Annotated in this window: 16 protein-coding genes and 2 tRNA genes; 3 read left to right on the top strand and 15 right to left on the bottom strand. The window is 65.0% G+C overall.

Annotated elements, in window-relative coordinates:
• Window positions 1-135 precede the first annotated feature (135 nt).
• The 4 genes from BBF93_RS12895 to BBF93_RS12880 all read right to left on the bottom strand — a co-directional run bounded on the left by BBF93_RS12895 (window position 136) and on the right by BBF93_RS12880 (window position 1,726).
• A tRNA-Arg gene (locus BBF93_RS12895) sits at window positions 136-212 on the bottom strand.
• Window positions 213-253: 41 nt separating this feature from the next.
• The gene (locus BBF93_RS12890; protein ID WP_114106193.1) at window positions 254-562 is read right to left on the bottom strand and encodes an ETC complex I subunit; all 309 of its coding nucleotides are present in this window, start codon (window positions 560-562) and stop codon (window positions 254-256) included.
• Window positions 563-593: 31 nt separating this feature from the next.
• A tRNA-Pro gene (locus BBF93_RS12885) sits at window positions 594-670 on the bottom strand.
• Window positions 671-841: 171 nt separating this feature from the next.
• A complete protein-coding gene (locus BBF93_RS12880; RefSeq protein WP_035602563.1) occupies window positions 842-1,726 on the bottom strand; it encodes an acyl-CoA thioesterase II in 885 nt (294 codons plus the stop codon).
• Window positions 1,727-1,915: 189 nt separating this feature from the next.
• On the opposite strand from BBF93_RS12880, the gene BBF93_RS12875 reads away from it, so the two are divergent.
• Window positions 1,916-3,706, top strand: coding sequence for a long-chain-acyl-CoA synthetase (locus BBF93_RS12875; protein ID WP_114106192.1), 1,791 nt, complete (start codon window positions 1,916-1,918; stop codon window positions 3,704-3,706).
• 169 nt (window positions 3,707-3,875) lie between these two features.
• Here BBF93_RS12875 and BBF93_RS12870 read toward each other — a convergent pair whose 3' ends face one another.
• The 5 genes from BBF93_RS12870 to BBF93_RS19555 form a co-directional block, all read right to left on the bottom strand.
• Window positions 3,876-5,345, bottom strand: a complete 1,470-nt coding sequence (locus BBF93_RS12870) for a RimK family protein (RefSeq protein WP_035602557.1) — start codon at window positions 5,343-5,345, stop codon at window positions 3,876-3,878.
• On the bottom strand, window positions 5,342-5,806 hold the full coding sequence (locus BBF93_RS12865; protein WP_114106191.1) for an N-acetyltransferase: 465 nt from the start codon (window positions 5,804-5,806) through the stop codon (window positions 5,342-5,344). The genes BBF93_RS12870 and BBF93_RS12865 overlap by 4 nt, the downstream gene beginning before the upstream one ends.
• Complete coding sequence (proB, locus tag BBF93_RS12860) at window positions 5,803-6,918, bottom strand: glutamate 5-kinase (protein ID WP_114106190.1); 1,116 nt, start codon at window positions 6,916-6,918, stop codon at window positions 5,803-5,805. Before proB ends, BBF93_RS12865 begins: the two co-directional genes overlap by 4 nt.
• Window positions 6,919-6,995: 77 nt before the next feature.
• Window positions 6,996-7,814: a hypothetical protein gene (locus tag BBF93_RS12855; protein ID WP_162786556.1), complete on the bottom strand. Its 819-nt coding sequence runs from the start codon at window positions 7,812-7,814 to the stop codon at window positions 6,996-6,998.
• A 159-nt stretch (window positions 7,815-7,973) separates the two neighbouring features.
• A complete protein-coding gene (locus tag BBF93_RS19555; protein ID WP_157532930.1) occupies window positions 7,974-8,150 on the bottom strand; it encodes a hypothetical protein in 177 nt (58 codons plus the stop codon).
• A gap of 209 nt (window positions 8,151-8,359) precedes the next feature.
• Here BBF93_RS19555 and BBF93_RS12850 point away from each other — a divergent pair, with 209 nt between their 5' ends.
• Window positions 8,360-8,974, top strand: coding sequence for a glutathione S-transferase family protein (locus BBF93_RS12850; RefSeq protein WP_199288410.1), 615 nt, complete (start codon window positions 8,360-8,362; stop codon window positions 8,972-8,974).
• Window positions 8,975-9,019: 45 nt separating this feature from the next.
• Here the strand turns inward: BBF93_RS12850 and BBF93_RS12845 are convergent, their stop codons facing one another.
• The 5 genes from BBF93_RS12845 to BBF93_RS12825 all read right to left on the bottom strand — a co-directional run bounded on the left by BBF93_RS12845 (window position 9,020) and on the right by BBF93_RS12825 (window position 12,634).
• Window positions 9,020-9,706 carry a hypothetical protein gene (locus tag BBF93_RS12845; protein ID WP_114106187.1) on the bottom strand — a complete coding sequence of 229 codons (687 nt, stop codon included), beginning with the start codon at window positions 9,704-9,706 and terminating at the stop codon, window positions 9,020-9,022.
• Between the two features lie 264 nt (window positions 9,707-9,970).
• The gene (gene obgE / locus BBF93_RS12840) at window positions 9,971-11,035 is read right to left on the bottom strand and encodes a GTPase ObgE (RefSeq protein ID WP_035596619.1); all 1,065 of its coding nucleotides are present in this window, start codon (window positions 11,033-11,035) and stop codon (window positions 9,971-9,973) included.
• A 19-nt stretch (window positions 11,036-11,054) separates the two neighbouring features.
• Entirely contained in the window at window positions 11,055-11,585 is a 531-nt protein-coding gene (locus BBF93_RS12835) for a GNAT family N-acetyltransferase (RefSeq protein ID WP_114106186.1), read from the bottom strand.
• Window positions 11,586-11,725: 140 nt separating this feature from the next.
• Window positions 11,726-11,995 carry a 50S ribosomal protein L27 gene (gene rpmA, locus BBF93_RS12830; RefSeq protein WP_035596616.1) on the bottom strand — a complete coding sequence of 90 codons (270 nt, stop codon included), beginning with the start codon at window positions 11,993-11,995 and terminating at the stop codon, window positions 11,726-11,728.
• Between the two features lie 42 nt (window positions 11,996-12,037).
• On the bottom strand, window positions 12,038-12,634 hold the full coding sequence (locus tag BBF93_RS12825; protein ID WP_035596613.1) for a 50S ribosomal protein L21: 597 nt from the start codon (window positions 12,632-12,634) through the stop codon (window positions 12,038-12,040).
• A 281-nt stretch (window positions 12,635-12,915) separates the two neighbouring features.
• Between BBF93_RS12825 and BBF93_RS12820 the strand changes: the two genes are divergently transcribed.
• Window positions 12,916-14,028: an endonuclease/exonuclease/phosphatase family protein gene (locus BBF93_RS12820; RefSeq protein ID WP_114106185.1), complete on the top strand. Its 1,113-nt coding sequence runs from the start codon at window positions 12,916-12,918 to the stop codon at window positions 14,026-14,028.
• 16 nt (window positions 14,029-14,044) lie between these two features.
• Here the strand turns inward: BBF93_RS12820 and BBF93_RS12815 are convergent, their stop codons facing one another.
• On the bottom strand, window positions 14,045-15,256 hold the full coding sequence (locus BBF93_RS12815; protein ID WP_114106184.1) for a GGDEF domain-containing protein: 1,212 nt from the start codon (window positions 15,254-15,256) through the stop codon (window positions 14,045-14,047).
• Window positions 15,257-15,475 lie beyond the last annotated feature (219 nt).

The raw sequence follows: 15,475 nt of genomic DNA, 5'->3' as shown, positions 1-15,475 counted from the left end.
GCAATATGACCTCGGATATGTTGATCTCGAGGCAAGGACACTACAGACTGTAGACAACCCGTTCGGGGCGAAAGTGTAACCTATCTCTCCGGAACAGTCTGTTACCTATGTGTCCGGGCCGGACAACGGAAAGCATGGTGACCCCGGCAGGACTTGAACCTGCGACCATTCGCTTAGAAGGCGAGTGCTCTATCCAGCTGAGCTACGGGGCCAAACCCTTGGGAAGGGATGCGCGGGGTTTACGCAGCCGGTCTCAGTGAGTCCACGGCTGTTTGCGGTCTGCCGAGAAGTTGTCGGCATAGGATTTGACCAGGCGGATACGCTCGCGCGGCTCGGTCACGGTGAAATTCAGGCCTTCGCGCTCGGCATAGGCGATGGCCTGTTCGCGCGTGTCGAAGTGCAGGCGGACTTGGCTCGACGTGTCGTCAATGCTGGTCCAGCCCATCAGCGGGTCAGGTCTGCGGTGGGCGCTGGGGTTCACGAATTCGAGCACCCAGGCTTTCGTGTTGCCACGGCCTGATTGCATGGCGCTTTTCGCCGGTTTGTAGATTCGCGCTTCCATCCCAGAGCCTCCCGAGGCACCTAAAAATGATTGGTCGGAGCGATAGGATTCGAACCTACGACCCTCTGGTCCCAAACCAGATGCGCTACCAGACTGCGCTACGCTCCGGAGTCCCGGTGTAATCAGATGGGGCCGGGGTGCAAGCGCTTTTCGCTGTGCCGGGGCGCCGCAGCTGTGAGGATTGCGCCAGAGGGCGGCATTTCCGGACAGGTTTCGGACAAATCCGGACAAATCCGGACAAATCCGGACAATTCGGGCCCATCTCAGGCCCGTTGACGGTCAGCCCTGGCGCGGTTTCGGCGTGACCCGGCGCATCAGGCCTTCCTGGGCCACCGAAGCGACCAGCCGGCCGGAGGCGTCATAGATGGACCCGCGGTTGAAGCTGCGCGCGCCGCCGGCATAGGGGCTGTCCATCGAATAGAGGTGCCATTCATCGAACTTGGTGGGGGCGTGGAACCACATGGCATGGTCAAGGCTGGCGGACATCAGCTCCCGGTTCATCCAGGAGACGCCATGGGGGCGCGAGCCGGTGCCGAGGAGGGCCATGTCGGAGGCATAGGCCATCAGGCAGTGGTGGATCCAGGGCGCCTCGTCGATGGGGCGGGCCACGCGGAACCAGAGGGCGTGGACATCCGACGCCTTGGCCGGGTTCAGCGGGTCCAGCGGGTCGATCTCGCGCATCTCGATGGGGCGTTCGCGCAGGAAATGGCCGCGATGACGCTCGGGCACGTTTTCGGCAAACTTGCGGCGCCATTCGATCCGGTCGCTGAGACTCTCGGGCGGCTGGACTTGCGGCATGTCATGCTGGTGATGCCAGCTTTCTTCCTGCACCTGGAAGGAGGCAGCGAGGTTGAAAATCTGCTTGCCATGCTGGATGGCGACGACGCGGCGGGTGGTGAAGGACCCACCATCGCGGGAATGGTCGACCTGATAGATGATCGGCACGGACGGGTCGCCGGGACGGATGAAATAGGCGTGCAGGGAGTGGCAGGGCCGATCGTCCGGCACGGTGCGGTAGGCGGCGACGAGGGACTGGGCGATGACCTGGCCGCCGAAGACGCGCTGGCTTTCTTCCTCATCCGGGCTCTGGCCACGGAAGAGGTCATGTTCGAGCCGCTCGATGTCGAGCAGGGTGAGCAGGTCGCCAACCGGGTCCTTCGCCATGGTCCATGTTCCTTATGAGTTTCTTGTGCGCCGCAGCATCTACCAGACCTGACACGGAACGCAAACCTGCCGCAAATTCCCTGTTATGGTTAGCGAATTCTTTGACAATCCCTGCAATAATCCCATCTGTTAAATTCAATAAAAACCCAAAACATCCAATCCGACCCTCTGCGTTGGGAGGCGCCGCAAATGAACCTTTTTGCCAAGATTGGCCGCGAATACCGGCTGTTCCAGGATATTCTGCTCGTCAAGAAATGGACCGGGGACATTTCTCCCGATTCCGAGAACCTGGTGGCCGACGATTACGAACGCGCGGCTGACCAGTTTGCCGGCAACATCGCTTTCCGATTCGAGGGCCAATCGACGACCTATGCCGAGTTTGACGCTCAGGCGAGCCGGTTTGCCAACTGGGCGCTGGGCCAGGGGCTGAAGGCAGGCGACTGCATCGCCCTCTTCATGGAAAACCGGCCTGATTACGTCGCCGCCTGGGCAGGCTTTGCCAAGATCGGGGTCGTCACGGCACTGATCAACCACAATCTGGAAGGCGACGCGCTGGCCCATTGCGTCAATATTTCGGGCGCGAAGCTGATCGTGACCGGGGCCGAGCAGGACGGCGCGATCATCGGCGCGGCAGCCCTGTTCAAGGATGCCCCGACGGTGTGGACGCTGGGCGGGCAGGTGGGGGAAGACCTCGGCGCGGCGCTGGCCGCTGCCTCGCCACAACGGCCAGACCGGGCCCACCGCGCTGGCCTTCTGGGCAAGGATCTCTGCCTCTATGTGTATACCTCCGGCACCACGGGCCTGCCCAAGGCCGCGCGCCTGACCCATGCCCGCACGCAGGGGATGATGAAGAGTTTCATCGCGCCCTGCCGCATCACGCCGAAGGACCGGATCTACATCACCCTGCCGCTCTATCATGGCACGGGCGGGCTTTGCGGCATCGGGCAGGGCCTGATGACCGGCGCGGCAATCATCCTGAGACGGAAGTTTTCCGCCAGCGCCTTCTGGGACGACGCGACCGATGAGGGCGCCACCGCCATCGTCTATATCGGCGAGCTGTGCCGGTATCTGGTGAACTCGCCGCCCCATCCCAAGGAGAAGGCGCACAAGATCCGCACCGGATTTGGCAATGGTTTGCGCCCGGAAGTCTGGGAAGAGTTCCTGGAGCGGTTCAATATTCCGCATCTGGCCGAGTTCTATGGCTCGACCGAGGGCAATGTCAGCTTCATCAATTTTGACGGCAAACCGGGCGCCATCGGGCGCATTCCCGGCTGGCTGAAAAGCCAGTTTGCGCATGTCGGCTTCGTCAAGTTCGACATCGAGACCGAGGAGCCCGTGCGCGGGCCGGACGGCTTCTGCATTCCCGCCGCGATCGGCGAGCCGGGCGAGGCCATCGGCAAGATCGGCGACGATGTCCGCCAGCGCTTTGAAGGCTATAACGATCAGAAGGCGACCGAGAAGAAGCTGCTGCGTGATGTGTTCGAAAAGGGCGATCTCTGGTTCCGCACCGGCGACCTGCTGAAGAAGGACAAGGCCGGCTATATCTACTTCATTGACCGGATCGGCGACACCTTCCGCTGGAAGGGTGAGAATGTCTCGACCAATGAAGTGGGCGAGGCGCTGTCGAAGATCGACGGAGTGGCCACGGCCAACGTTTATGGCGTGCCTGTTCCGGGGACGGACGGAAAGGCCGGTATGGCCGCCGTGACGCTGGACGGCGAGGTGGATTTCGCCGGGCTGCACAAACGGCTCACCGGGATGCTGCCCTCCTATGCCGTGCCGGTTTTCATCCGGGTACAGCCGGAAGCGGAAACGACCGGGACGTTCAAATATCGTAAGGTGGAGCTGGTGGCTGAAGGGTTTGACCCGGCAAAGGTCGAAGGCGACGCGCTGTGGATGTATGACCCGGCCGAAGGCGGCTACGCGCCGGTGACGGCGGAGCGGTATGCGAAGCTGCTGGCGGGTGGGTTCAAGTTTTAGGGGTTTTGTGCGGGAGGAGAGGAAGACCCTCACCTCCCATTGCCGCGCAATGGGCCCCTCCTCTCCCACTTCGCGGGATAGGGGTTTCACCGCGCCATCTCACGGAGAGCCAGACTGGATGCAACTCGCCCCTCTCCCAAGGGGAGAGGGGTTTGGCGTTGCGCTTGGATCAGCCCGCGCGGCCCATGCGGCGTTCGAGGCGGGTGGAGAACCAGGAGATGATCCGTCTCCAGATTTCATCTTTCAGGACGGCGCCTTCGACATCATGATCGATTGACGGGTTGTCGTTGATTTCGATGATGATGACGCCCTGTTCGGTTTCTTTCAGGTCTACGCCATAGAGGCCATCGCCGATCAGGCTGGCGGCGCGGACGGCGACGTTGACGACTTCGGGGGGCGCGTCTTCCACGGGCATGGTGGTGAAGCCGCCTTCGGTGGACTTGCCATTGTCGCCATACTTCACCGTCTGCCAGTGGCCCCGCGCCATGCGGTATTGGCAGGCATAGAGCGGCTCGCCATTCAGGACGCCGATGCGCCAGTCGAATTTCGTTGGGCGGAATTCCTGGGCGATGATGAGAGCGGTATCTTCGAACATTTTCTTGGCGCCGGTTTTCAGCTCGTCCAGGGACTGGGCCTTGACCATGTTGATGCCGAAACTGCCATCGGGCGTTTTCAGGATAACCGGGCTGCCCAGGCGCTCGAACACGCCGGCGAGATCGGTCTTCTCGTCAACAATCTCCGTGCGCGGAATGGGCAGGCCGGCCTTCTCGAGGATTTCCTTGAGATAGACCTTGTTGGTGCAGCGGATCATCGAATGGGTATCATCGATGACGGGCATGCCTTCCTGCTCAGCCCGGCGGGCGAAGCGGTAGGTGAAATTGTCGATCGAGGTGGTGGCGCGGATGAAGAGGGCGTCGAATTCGGCCAGCGATGGCAGGTCAGTCGGGTCGATCAGCTCCACCTCGACGCCCATCTTCTCGGCCACATCGGCGAGGCGCTTCAAGGAGGCGGGTTTGGACGGGGCGGTCTTTTCCTGCGGGTCGACCAACACGGCGAGGGCCCATTTGGCGGGCGCGCGGGTCTTCTCGTTCTTCACGCGGCCCTTGGTGTAGGCCTCCATCGCATCGAGGAAGAATTTCCGGCGCTGGTCTTTCAGCTTGTGGGGTGGGACGGCGCGGATGCGGCCGATGCCGTGGGGGGCTTCCTCGTCGAACTCGATTTCGAGGGCGGGCGTGCGGAACCAGTCCATCGCTTCGCGGGCAAGGCGCTCATAGGCCGGGATCTCGGTGCGCGAGAAGGCGACGAACAGGGTGTCGACCTTCGGGGCGCCCTTGGCGAGGGCTTCTTGCAGGGTTTCGCCCAGGTCTGGCAGGGCATGGTTGTAGAGTGTCTTTTTCGACAGCTCGACCATGGTCTGGACGCTGGGGCTGACGCGGTGGCCGCGTGCCTCGGCCAGCAGGGAGGCGTAATAGCCTTCCGACTGGTAGGCGTAGGAGCGGGCGAGATTGAGGATGTAGGGCCGCCGGCCGGTGAACAGCGCAGGCTTTGAGATATAGTCGGAGATACGCAGGACTTTGTGCGGTGTCTCTGCCTGAGATATGTCGCTTGCCGATTCAACAAGCACGACCCAATCGGTCATGGGGCTCCATTAGAGGGCGCTTCTAGAGACTTCTCCATCCGCAGCGCCGCTTCTCCGTCCGGATAGTAGGACTCAAGGGTCGCAATTACGCGATAACCGCCCGCCTCGTAAAGGCGGATGGCTGAACTATTTGTGACGCGCACTTCCAGCCGGATGGCGCGGGCGCCGCGATCTGTAGCATCGGCTTCACAGGCCGCCATCAGCGCCCGGGCGAGACCCTGGCCGCGGGCCGACGGGGCGACGGTGATGGAGTAGAGCCGGCCGATGCGGGCGCCCTTGCGGTAGAGCATCACGGCGGCGGCGAGGAGGCCGCCGGGGGCCGTCTCGCAGACGAGGACGCGGGCATGGCCGGAGAGGAGGCGCCGCCAGGTGCGCCGGTCAAACCGGTCTTCTTCGGGGAAGCTCGCTTCCAGGGCCACCAGCGCGTCCATGTCGGCGGTGGTGGCAGGGCGAATGATCAAAGGCGCACCATGTCGTCGCGGTGGATGATGGCGGGGCGGCCTTTGTAGCCGAGGAGGGCTTCGGCCTCTTCTGTGCGGCGGCCGGCGATGCGGCGGATGTCTTCGGCGCCGTAGGCGGTGACGCCCTTGGCCAGCAGGCGCCCATCGGGGGCGCGCACGGCCACGGCGGCGCCGCGCTCGAACTGGCCGGTGACCCCGCGCACGCCGACGGCGAGGAGGCTCGCGCCCTTCTCCAGCGCGGCGGCGGCGCCGTCATCGACGGTGATCTCGCCTTCGGGTTTGAGGTGGCCTTCCAGCCAGGCGGCGCGGGCCTTGGCCGGGCTGATGCGGGAAGCGATGAGGGTGGCGCGCTCGCCCGCCTCGATGGCGCCGAGGGGATGCTCGCGGTTGCCAAGGGTAATCAGGGTGGAGCAGCCGGCGGCATGGGCGATGCGGGCGGCGGCAAGCTTGGTGGCCATGCCGCCCGAGCCGACACCGGCAGCGGCGTTGGCGCCGGTGGCCATCGCGTCATGCTCCGGGGTGAGCGCTTCGAGGAAGGGGATGTGGGTGGCGGCGGGGTTTGAGCGCGGATCGGCGGTGTAGAGGCCGTCGATATCGGAGAGGAGGATCAGCACGTCCGCCCCCATCATCTGGGCGACGCGGGCGGCGAGGCGGTCATTGTCGCCATAGCGGATTTCTTCGGTGGCGACGGTGTCGTTCTCGTTGATGACGGGGATGACGCCGGCTTCCAGCAGGGTTTCCAGCGTGGCGCGGGCATTCAGCCAACGCCGGCGGTTTTCGGTGTCGCCGGGGGTGAGCAGGGCCTGGCCGGCGGCGATCCCATGGGGGGCGAGGGCGTCTCCCAGGGCGGCCATCAGGCGGGGCTGGCCGATGGCGGCGGCGGCCTGTTTCTGCTCCAGCCGGCCCTGATAGGGCGCGCCGAGGGCCGAGCGGCCAAGGGCGACCGCGCCGGAGGAAACGAGGATGACCTCCTTGCCCCGCTGGCGCAGGCTGGCGATGTCAGCGGCCAGCGCGGCAAGCCAGGCATGACGCGGCATGCCTGCCTCGGCGATGAGGGCGGAGCCGGTTTTCACGACGATGCGGCGGGCGCGGGCGAGGGTGTCTGAAGTCATGGCTGAGGGAGATACACGCCGTTTTGCGTAAAGGCGAGTGGGGCTGGTGACTGCCCGCCGGAGACCCTTAAGAGGGATCAGGCCGGGGATGAGGGCGGGCCGGCGGAAAGGGCGGTGAGACTTATAAGGTAGCCGAGGATGGCGCTGGCGCCATAGCCCGCGAAGGGCGTGGGGTAATTGCCAAGGGCGGCGGCAAAAAGGATGGCCAGCCAGACTGCCCCGAAGGCGGCGCCGGTGGCCGAACGGGCAAGGAGCGCAGGCAGGAGCAGCACGCCGGCGCTGGCCAGCACGGCGAGGCCGGCGAGCGGATGGACCGCGAAGGACGTGTAGAACACACGCTCGACAAAGGGCATGGCCGGGAGCTGATCGGGCTGAAGAAAGGCAGCGGCGAAGGCCATCAGCGAGATAATCAGCACAAGGACCGTCTCGCGCCGGGGGCGGAGGGCGGCAACGGCCGCCAGACCTGCGGCCAGGGCGCCGGCCATGGCGCGATCAGGTTGCAGCGCCATTGCCACAGCCGCGATGGCGATGGCCGCTGCAGCCAGGCGCGTTGGCTGGCGGGCGAAGGCCGTTCCCATCACCGGCAGCAGGATGAGGCTGGGCTGGAGGGTCAACGGGCCGAGCGCGATCCAGCGGGTGGCGCCATCGGCCGTTACACCAAACAGGCTGGTGGCCATGAGGGCTGCGGCCAGAGCAAACAGGACGGGGCCCGTGGGAAGACGGGCCCTGCCAGCGATCAGGACAAAGGCGGCCCCAAGCCCGAAGGTGGCGGCGTTGACGGAAGGGTAAAGAAGCGGCGCGCCGGCCGCGATAAGATACACAATGCCGAGACCGGTTGCCACCGCGCCGCAGGCGAGGCCGAGACGGCGCGGACGGGCGGCAAGGGAGCTGAACATCAACGGCACCGGCATGATGAAGGGGATCGCAGGTGCGATACACGCCCGGCACGTCAAAGGCGAGAGGAAGCGCCGCGATCCGGCCCCAATAGCGGCGAAAACTCCCCCTCCGGCGGACTGAAAGCTGCCTGGCGGGTGAGATTTGCCGTTCAGGCAGGGTTATGGCGGCGGGGGCGCCTGGCCGGAATCGAAGAGGCCGCCCATGATCAGGAAGCCGACCACCACGAGCACCAGCGACGCGGCGAGGATCTTCCAGACACCGACACGGCGGCCTTGGCGGGCCTCGACGGGAGTAACTTCCTCATGCGACTCTGTGTTGCGGGTTTCATACTGCATACGTGTGCTCCTTCTGCTTCGGGGAGGCGCATCAGCGCAGGCCAGTAGACATGCGGGGGACGCCTGGTCCCACCAATAGAACGCCCAGTGGAACGGATAGTTCCATCCAGGGAATGCTCCGTAAGGGGAATGGCGCGCGCGTGTTGACCGCTGTGCCTGCTGCCCGCAAGCTGGCGGCAAACAGAAACAGTCAGAAACGGGGAAATGTCTTGAAGCTCTACAACACGCCGATGCCGGCGCCCAATCCGCGCCGCGTGCGCATGTTCCTGGCCGAGAAGGGGGTGTCTATCCCGCTGGTGGATGTGGCGCTGGCTAGGGGCGAGCACAAGGCCGCCGACCATATCGCCCGCAACTCGCTGGGCCAGACGCCGGTGCTGGAACTGGACGATGGCACCTGTATCAGCGAGACGGTGTCTATCTGCCGCTATCTGGAGAGCCTCTATCCGGAGCCGAACCTGTTTGGGGATGGGGCGCTGGAGCAGGCCATGATCGATATGTGGGTGCGCCGGGTGGAGTTTCAGATGATGAGCCCGGCAGGGATGTTCTGGCGCCATGCCCATCCGTTCACGGCGAAGGTAGTGGTTCCTCAGTATCAGGAGTTTGGCGCGTCGAACCGGGGGCATTATGAGCGGGCGCTGATGTGGCTCGACGGGGAGCTGGCGGGGCGCGATTATGTGGCGGGGGACCGGTTTACGGTGGCCGATATCTGCGCGCTTTCGACGGTGGACTTTGCGGCCTGGATCGGCCTGCCGGTGCCGGAGGGCGCGGCCCATGTGAAAGCATGGCACGCGCGCGTGAGCGCGCGGCCAAGTGCGGCAGCTTAGGCGTTTTGGGCATTCTTCCGGGCGTTTGCCGGCGGACGCGGCGCGTCAGGAAGTGTCGGCGGCGAAGAAGCTGAAGGCCATGTCTGTCAGGCTGCGGAGGGTTTCTTTTTCGGGGCCGGGGAGGGCGCTGCGCAGGCCAGGGATGCGGTGGGGCGAGAGGGGGCAGGGCTTCGGCGCGGTGCCGGCGAACTGGCGGCGCAGCCAGCGGGTAGCGACGGCGTGGGGATTGTTCAGGGCGCCATGCAGCGCGGCGAGGCGGCGGGCGAAGCCTGCGGAAAGATCGTGCGGCGGCGCAGCGGGCACGGGCGGCGCGCTGAGAACAGCATCTGTCAGCACACGGATGCGCGGCAGTTCCGAGGCGGGGAGATGGTCTGACTTCACGCGGGGCTGGGGCTCTCGCATGTTGAAGACGGGCGCGCGGGGCTGGGCGGCTTTCTGCGGTGAGACGGTCCCGGAGGGCGGCTTTGCCGCGTCCGGCAGGGCGCGGGGCTTGGGGCGCTCAGGGATGGGCTGGTGGGCGGCGAGGATCAGCACGACACGGCGCAGAGCGGTTTCAGCCGGGACGAGGGCGTAGCTCGTCAGTTTACGGAGGATCGCGTTGCTGGGCCGGGCGGTGCCGAGGCGTTCGAAGATGCTGTCGATATAATGGACGAAGCGCAGGATGAGCTGGCGTGCCTGTTCGAGCAGGACGTAGACGGGATCATCCGTTGGCTGAAGGGCGGCGTCTTCCATGCGAGGAGAATAACACGGCGCCGGAGGGGGTGGATAAGGCGGGGGTGGTTTTGGGGGAAGGGGTTGAAGGGATTGGGGTTTTTGGGGCTGGAGGTGTGGGATAGGGCGGGCGTTTCGGGGAGCCCACCCATCCTTCGACTTCGCTCAGGATGAGCTTCTAAAGCGCGACACCAGGGTAGCTCATCCTGAGCGAAGTCGAAGGATGACGGGCGCTGCTGCCCTCACCTCCCATTGCGGAGCCATGAGAGGTGGGCCCACTTCGCGCTAAAGAGGGCTCCAGGAGGTGTCTGTGTCCTGATCATCGTCTTCGGCGGGGGCTGCCCTGGGGGCGTCTTCGTCCTTGAAGCCGAGATGGTGGGCGATGGCGTAGAGGGCTTCCTTGACGCCTTCGCCGGTGACGCCGGAGAGGAGCAGGGGCTTGCCTTTATAGGCCTTCTTCAGCTGTTTCATCTGCTCTTTGACAAGTTCGGGCGTGAGCGCGTCGATCTTGTTGAGGGCGACGATTTCCGGGCGTTGGGCAAGTTCGGGATCGTAGGCTTCCAGCTCTGCACGGATGGTGCGGTAGGCATCGGCGGGGTTGTCCTGCGTCACGTCGATCAGGTGGAGCAGCACCTTGCAGCGCTCGACATGGCCGAGGAAGCGGTGGCCGAGGCCTGCGCCATCGGCGGCGCCTTCGATGAGGCCGGGAATATCGGCCAGCACGAAGCGCGTGGAGGTGCCCAGATCCACGACGCCGAGGCCGGGATGAAGCGTGGTGAACGGATAATCGGCAATCTTCGGCGTGGCGGCGGTGGCGGCGGCCAGGAAGGTGGACTTGCCGGCATTCGGCAGGCCGACGAGGCCGGCGTCTGCAATCAGTTTCAGGCGCAGCCAGAGCCAGCGCTCCTCCCCCTCTTCGCCCGGATTGGAGCGGCGGGGGGCCTGGTTGGTGGAGGATTTGAAGCGCAGATTGCCCCAGCCGCCATTGCCGCCGGCGGCGAGCAGCACGCGCTGGCCGACCTCAGTGAGGTCCGCGATCAGGGTTTCCTGGTCTTCTTCATAGACCTGCGTGCCGACGGGCACCTTCAGCACGACATCTTCGCCGCGCGCGCCGGTGCGCTGCTTGCCCATGCCATGGCCGCCGCGCTTGGCCTTGAAATGCTGCTGGTAGCGGAAGTCGATCAGGGTGTTGAGTCCCTCGACGGCTTCGATCCACACGTCGCCGCCGCGCCCGCCATCGCCGCCATCAGGGCCGCCATATTCGATGAACTTCTCGCGCCGGAACGAGACGCAGCCTGCGCCGCCGCCGCCCGAGCGGATATATACCTTGGCCTGATCGAGGAACTTCATGGGGTGGTCTTTATCCGTTTCAGGCGATACGCGCCATCATGATGTGGTCAGCCGGGGCGCCGCGCCCCCTGGAGAACATGGGGCCACGGCCACAGGGCAGAAAGCCAAGCTTGCGGAGCACCTTGCCAGAGGCCGGGTTGTCCGAGAAATAGCCCGAGACGAGGGCGGCGGCCGCGCGGGTGTTTTCCAGCCAGCCGACGAGCCCTGTGCCCGCCTCGGTGCAATAGCCCTTGCCCCAGAAGGGCGGCGTCATCCAGTAGCCGATATTGAAGGGATCATCGGTGCGCTGGCGATTGGCCGAGATTAGCCCGGCGAGGGCGCCGGTCTCCTTCGAGACGACCGCGAAAATGTGGCCGGTATCGTTCTGGCGCGCGGTATCATGCGTCGCGAACCAGGCGAGGGTTTCGACCTTGGACTGGGCGGGGGCGACGCTGGCAAGCATGAGATAGATTCGCGGGTCGTTTACGGCCTCGGTCACCGGCCCCGCATCTCTCGGGGAAAGCCGGCGCAGGCCGAGCCGCTGTGTTTCTATTTCGATCGCTTCCGTCATGGCCGCCTCCTATGTGCGGGGCCTGGCGGGGGAGGGCAAATTAAAAGGGGGAGACAGTGGCCTGCCTCCCCCCGGAAACTGGTCGTCTGAAACGCGACCCGGCCACCCCTCTGCGTGCGGCCGGATGCTTCCCAGGCCGCTTATTCGGCTGCGTCCGCCATCGGTACGATGTTCACATAAATGCGGCCACCGGACTTGTGCGCGAACTCAACCTTGCCGCCTTTAAGCGCGAAAAGGGTGTGGTCTTTGCCCATGCCGACGCCTTTGCCCGGCCACTTCTGGGTGCCGCGCTGACGCACGATGATGTTGCCCGGAACGACGACTTCGCCGCCGAACTTCTTCACGCCGAGATATTTAGGGTTCGAATCGCGACCGTTGCGGGACGAACCACCTGATTTCTTATGAGCCATAGTCTGCTCCTACTGTCCTTTAGCGGAAGGCCGGGGGTGGCCTTATGCGTCCTTAGCGAGTTCTTTGGCCTGCTCGACCCAGCCGTCCTTGGCGAAACGGCCCGAGAGGCTCAGCTCTTCTTCGAGCTTGGCGATGTCGGCCTCGGTGAGGGCAGCGATCTGAGCGAAGGTGGTGATGCCTGCGCCGTTCAGCTTTTTCTCAAGGGCCGGGCCAACGCCGGTGAGTTTCTTCAGGTTGTCACCAGCCGGGGCGTCAGCAGCGGGAGCGGCTTCAGCCTTCGGGGCGTCTTCCTTCTTGGCAGCGGCTTTCTTGGCCGGCGCCTTGCCATCGGTGTTGATGGAGGTGATCGTGACTTCCATCAGGTCCTGACGGTGGCCGATGGTGCGGCGGTAGGTCTGGCGCTGACGCTTCTTGCGGGTGATCAGCTTCGGGCCGCGCACTTCAGCGGCGACTTCGCCGGTGACCGTGGCACCTGCAACCGTGGGCGCGCCCACGGTGACACCGGCGCCTGCGCCAACCATGAGAACGGAGTCAAACGTGACCGTCTCGCCGGCAGCAGCTGCCAGACGCTCGATGACGATGGTATCGCCTTCGGCAACCTTGTACTGCTTGCCACCTGTTTTAATGACCGCGAACATGGGGCCAATCCTTCCGGCATGGAATAGTGAAAATGTGTGAGGGCGCCGCACCAGAAGGCGCCGCGCCCGAAGGTCGGGGGTAAACACCAAAGCGATGCGCCTGTCAAACCCCAACTTCACGCTGATTGCGGGAAAAGTGGGGGGATCTGCAGAGAGTTATGCCTGAGGCAGGCCGGCGGCGCCAGACCGCCAGGCAGCAGGCACATTGATCGGCCGGGCCGGGGCAAGTATTCCCTGCGGCCGCCGCAAATCCAGCCAGAAAGGGGGCTTCCCTGCACCCCATGCCGAAACCAAGCGCCCTTTTGAAGAACAAGCGTCTGCGGGCCTTGCTGGCGGGGCCGGCCCTGGCGATGCTGGCAACCGGATGCGCTCAATGGCCCAAGGAGCAGACGCTTCGCTGCAGCCCTGCCACCGGGCCTGGCGGGGGCACGGTTTCGGCCGATGGGGCGCTGAGATCCACCGAGCTTTCGGTTCTGATCTACAATGTGGAAGGGCTGCCCTGGCCGGCCCGGCGCAATCGGGGGCCTCTGCTCGACCAGATCGGCGAAGAGCTGGCGCGGATGCGGCGGGAAGGGACTGCGCCCGACGTGCTGCTGGTGCAGGAGGCGTTTACGGCGCGCGGCGCCCGGATCGGCCAGACCGCCGGATATGCCAACCGCGTGCGCGGACCGAGGCCGTCGGACATGGCGGACCCCGGGCTGGTTGATCAGGATCATATCGCCGGCCGCCGTTTCCGGAAGGGCGAGCGGTCTGGCAAGCTGCTGGGCTCGGGCCTCTATGCGTTCAGCGACTATCCGGTCATCGCGGTGCACCGGCGCGGTTTTTCGCGCCATGCCTGCGCCGGGCTCGACTGCCTTTCCGCCAAGGGCGCGCTGCTGGTGAGGATTATCATTCCCGGCATGCCCTCGCCGGTGGACATAATGACCGTCCACATGAACGCGCAGGGCGCCGCGCGCGTCCGCGAGGCGCGCACGCTGGCGGCGCACCGGTATCAGACCCTGGAAAGCGAGCGCTTCCTGCTGGAGACCCGCGACCCGGCCAATCCGCTGATTCTGGGCGGGGATTTCAACATGCGCCGGTCACCGGACCGTCTCGAACATTTCGATCAGCACAAGCCCTATAACATCGTGCGCCGCTGGTGTTCCGAGCCTGCCAATGACTGTGATGTGCGCATGTCATGGGATGGCGACGCGCCCTGGCTGGATACGCAGGACCTGCAGGTGTTCGATGATGGCCAGCTTGTGACCATCCGCCCGCTGCGGGTTGAGGCGGTGTTCGACGGGCCGGAGACCGGAGGAAAACTCTCCGATCATGACGGGTATCTGGTGACTTATGCGCTGAGCTGGCCTGCGGCTGCGGCCCCTATGCCGGCGGCGGCATGCTCCGGCGGCTGACCGCACGGCAGGCCAATCACTGCGGGATCTTGATCCGGACGACGTTGACCGCCGGGCGCGTGCCGAAGAGGCGGACCTGGTCGCGGCCGGCCTTCTTGGCGTCATAGAGGGCTTCGTCGGCCTGATTCATCAGGCCGTGCAGATCCGCCCCCGGCCCGGCCGCGCAGACGCCGATGCTGACGCTGGGAGCGACCTTGGGCGGCAGCATGCCGCTCCAATAGTCCCATGGGCAGGCCCGCAGGGATTCGGCAAACAGGCGCGCGGCCTGAATCTCATGCCCCGGCAGCAGCACGGCAAACTCTTCCCCGCCGATCCGCCCGGCCACCATCTCGTCGCTGCACATCGCCGCGACATGGCGCCCGAACAGGCCGATCACGGCATCGCCCACCGAATGGCCGAACGTGTCATTGATCTGCTTGAAATGGTCCAGATCGGCTATGATTATGCAGGCGGGCAGGCTGTTGCCGGCCTGGCAGCGCTTCAGGGCCGCCGTGGCCGCCGCTTCAAAGCCGCCGCGATTGAGCAGGCCGGAGAGCTTGTCGGTGCGCGCCTCCTGGCGCAGCTGCTCGATCAGATCGATGGCGATGGCGACCATCAGCGTGAGGGCGAGCGCAATGGAGATCAGCGGCTGGGTGAACTGGACCGTAGTCCAGTAGAGCGAATGCTGGAAACTGGTGTCGCTGCCAAAGCCGCCGGCCACCATCAGGATCACCAGCGGGCGCAGCACATAATTGGCAACCGACACGATCGCGACGGCGAAGATCAGCCGGTCGATCATGTGCTTCTTGCGGACCGGATAGAGCATTACCGCAATCATCAGCGTGACCACGCCGAGGGCCGTGTTCATTGCCAGGATGCGGCCGGGCACGCTGGGCTGGACCAGGAAGAACCAGCCAAGGGCAAGGGTGGCGGCGACGGTCGTGATCGCGAGAATCGGATAATGCGGCCGGCGGCCATAGCGCCCGAGAACGGCCGCGGCGAGCAGCCAGCCGGAGAACAGGAACATCAGGTTTGTCAGGATACGTTCGCCGCTTTGAGGCAGGGGCGTGACCAGATACTGGAAGACGATGTCCTGAATGAAGAAACCGGCGGCATTTATGCCATAGCCGGCAGAGGCATAGAGGATGTAGGTTTTCCCCCGCTGGCTGAGCCAGAGCAGGCAGAACGCGCCCGACAGCAGCGCGCCGATGCCGGGATTCAGCAGCATTATGAAGAATTCGGCGCTCATGGAGGTGGGCAAGCAATCCTTGTTGTCCAGGCTCTTCCTTTGACGCAGTTGGGATAAGACCCGCTTTCGCCGGTCTGGCAAATTTCATCGATTACTGCATTTTGACGGGGGCGCGGGCGAAAAAGGCCCGGCCGGGGGCCTTGGGGCGGGCGCAGGGCAAACCTCCGCAAAGCCAGCGGGACGCCTGCCGGGGCCGGGTGCGCGGAGCGGGCGCTGTTA

This window comes from Hyphomonas sp. CACIAM 19H1 (genome assembly GCF_003325995.1).
In the GTDB taxonomy this organism is placed as follows: domain Bacteria; phylum Pseudomonadota; class Alphaproteobacteria; order Caulobacterales; family Hyphomonadaceae; genus Hyphomonas; species Hyphomonas polymorpha.
Note: the sequence above shows the minus strand (reverse complement) of the source record. Positions and strands in the feature narration are given on the sequence as shown.

What these genes read in the sequence shown, in the direction of transcription:
- BBF93_RS12890 (WP_114106193.1), bottom strand. Translation starts at nt 562, where the DNA reads ATGGAAGCGCGAATCTACAAACCGGCGAAAAGCGCCATGCAATCAGGC.
- BBF93_RS12880 (WP_035602563.1), bottom strand. Translation starts at nt 1,726, where the DNA reads ATGGCGAAGGACCCGGTTGGCGACCTGCTCACCCTGCTCGACATCGAG.
- BBF93_RS12875 (WP_114106192.1), top strand. Translation starts at nt 1,916, where the DNA reads ATGAACCTTTTTGCCAAGATTGGCCGCGAATACCGGCTGTTCCAGGAT.
- BBF93_RS12870 (WP_035602557.1), bottom strand. Translation starts at nt 5,345, where the DNA reads ATGACCGATTGGGTCGTGCTTGTTGAATCGGCAAGCGACATATCTCAG.
- proB (WP_114106190.1), bottom strand. Translation starts at nt 6,918, where the DNA reads ATGACTTCAGACACCCTCGCCCGCGCCCGCCGCATCGTCGTGAAAACC.
- BBF93_RS12855 (WP_162786556.1), bottom strand. Translation starts at nt 7,814, where the DNA reads ATGTTCAGCTCCCTTGCCGCCCGTCCGCGCCGTCTCGGCCTCGCCTGC.
- BBF93_RS19555 (WP_157532930.1), bottom strand. Translation starts at nt 8,150, where the DNA reads ATGCAGTATGAAACCCGCAACACAGAGTCGCATGAGGAAGTTACTCCC.
- BBF93_RS12845 (WP_114106187.1), bottom strand. Translation starts at nt 9,706, where the DNA reads ATGGAAGACGCCGCCCTTCAGCCAACGGATGATCCCGTCTACGTCCTG.
- obgE (WP_035596619.1), bottom strand. Translation starts at nt 11,035, where the DNA reads ATGAAGTTCCTCGATCAGGCCAAGGTATATATCCGCTCGGGCGGCGGC.
- BBF93_RS12835 (WP_114106186.1), bottom strand. Translation starts at nt 11,585, where the DNA reads ATGACGGAAGCGATCGAAATAGAAACACAGCGGCTCGGCCTGCGCCGG.
- rpmA (WP_035596616.1), bottom strand. Translation starts at nt 11,995, where the DNA reads ATGGCTCATAAGAAATCAGGTGGTTCGTCCCGCAACGGTCGCGATTCG.
- BBF93_RS12825 (WP_035596613.1), bottom strand. Translation starts at nt 12,634, where the DNA reads ATGTTCGCGGTCATTAAAACAGGTGGCAAGCAGTACAAGGTTGCCGAA.
- BBF93_RS12820 (WP_114106185.1), top strand. Translation starts at nt 12,916, where the DNA reads ATGCCGAAACCAAGCGCCCTTTTGAAGAACAAGCGTCTGCGGGCCTTG.
- BBF93_RS12815 (WP_114106184.1), bottom strand. Translation starts at nt 15,256, where the DNA reads ATGAGCGCCGAATTCTTCATAATGCTGCTGAATCCCGGCATCGGCGCG.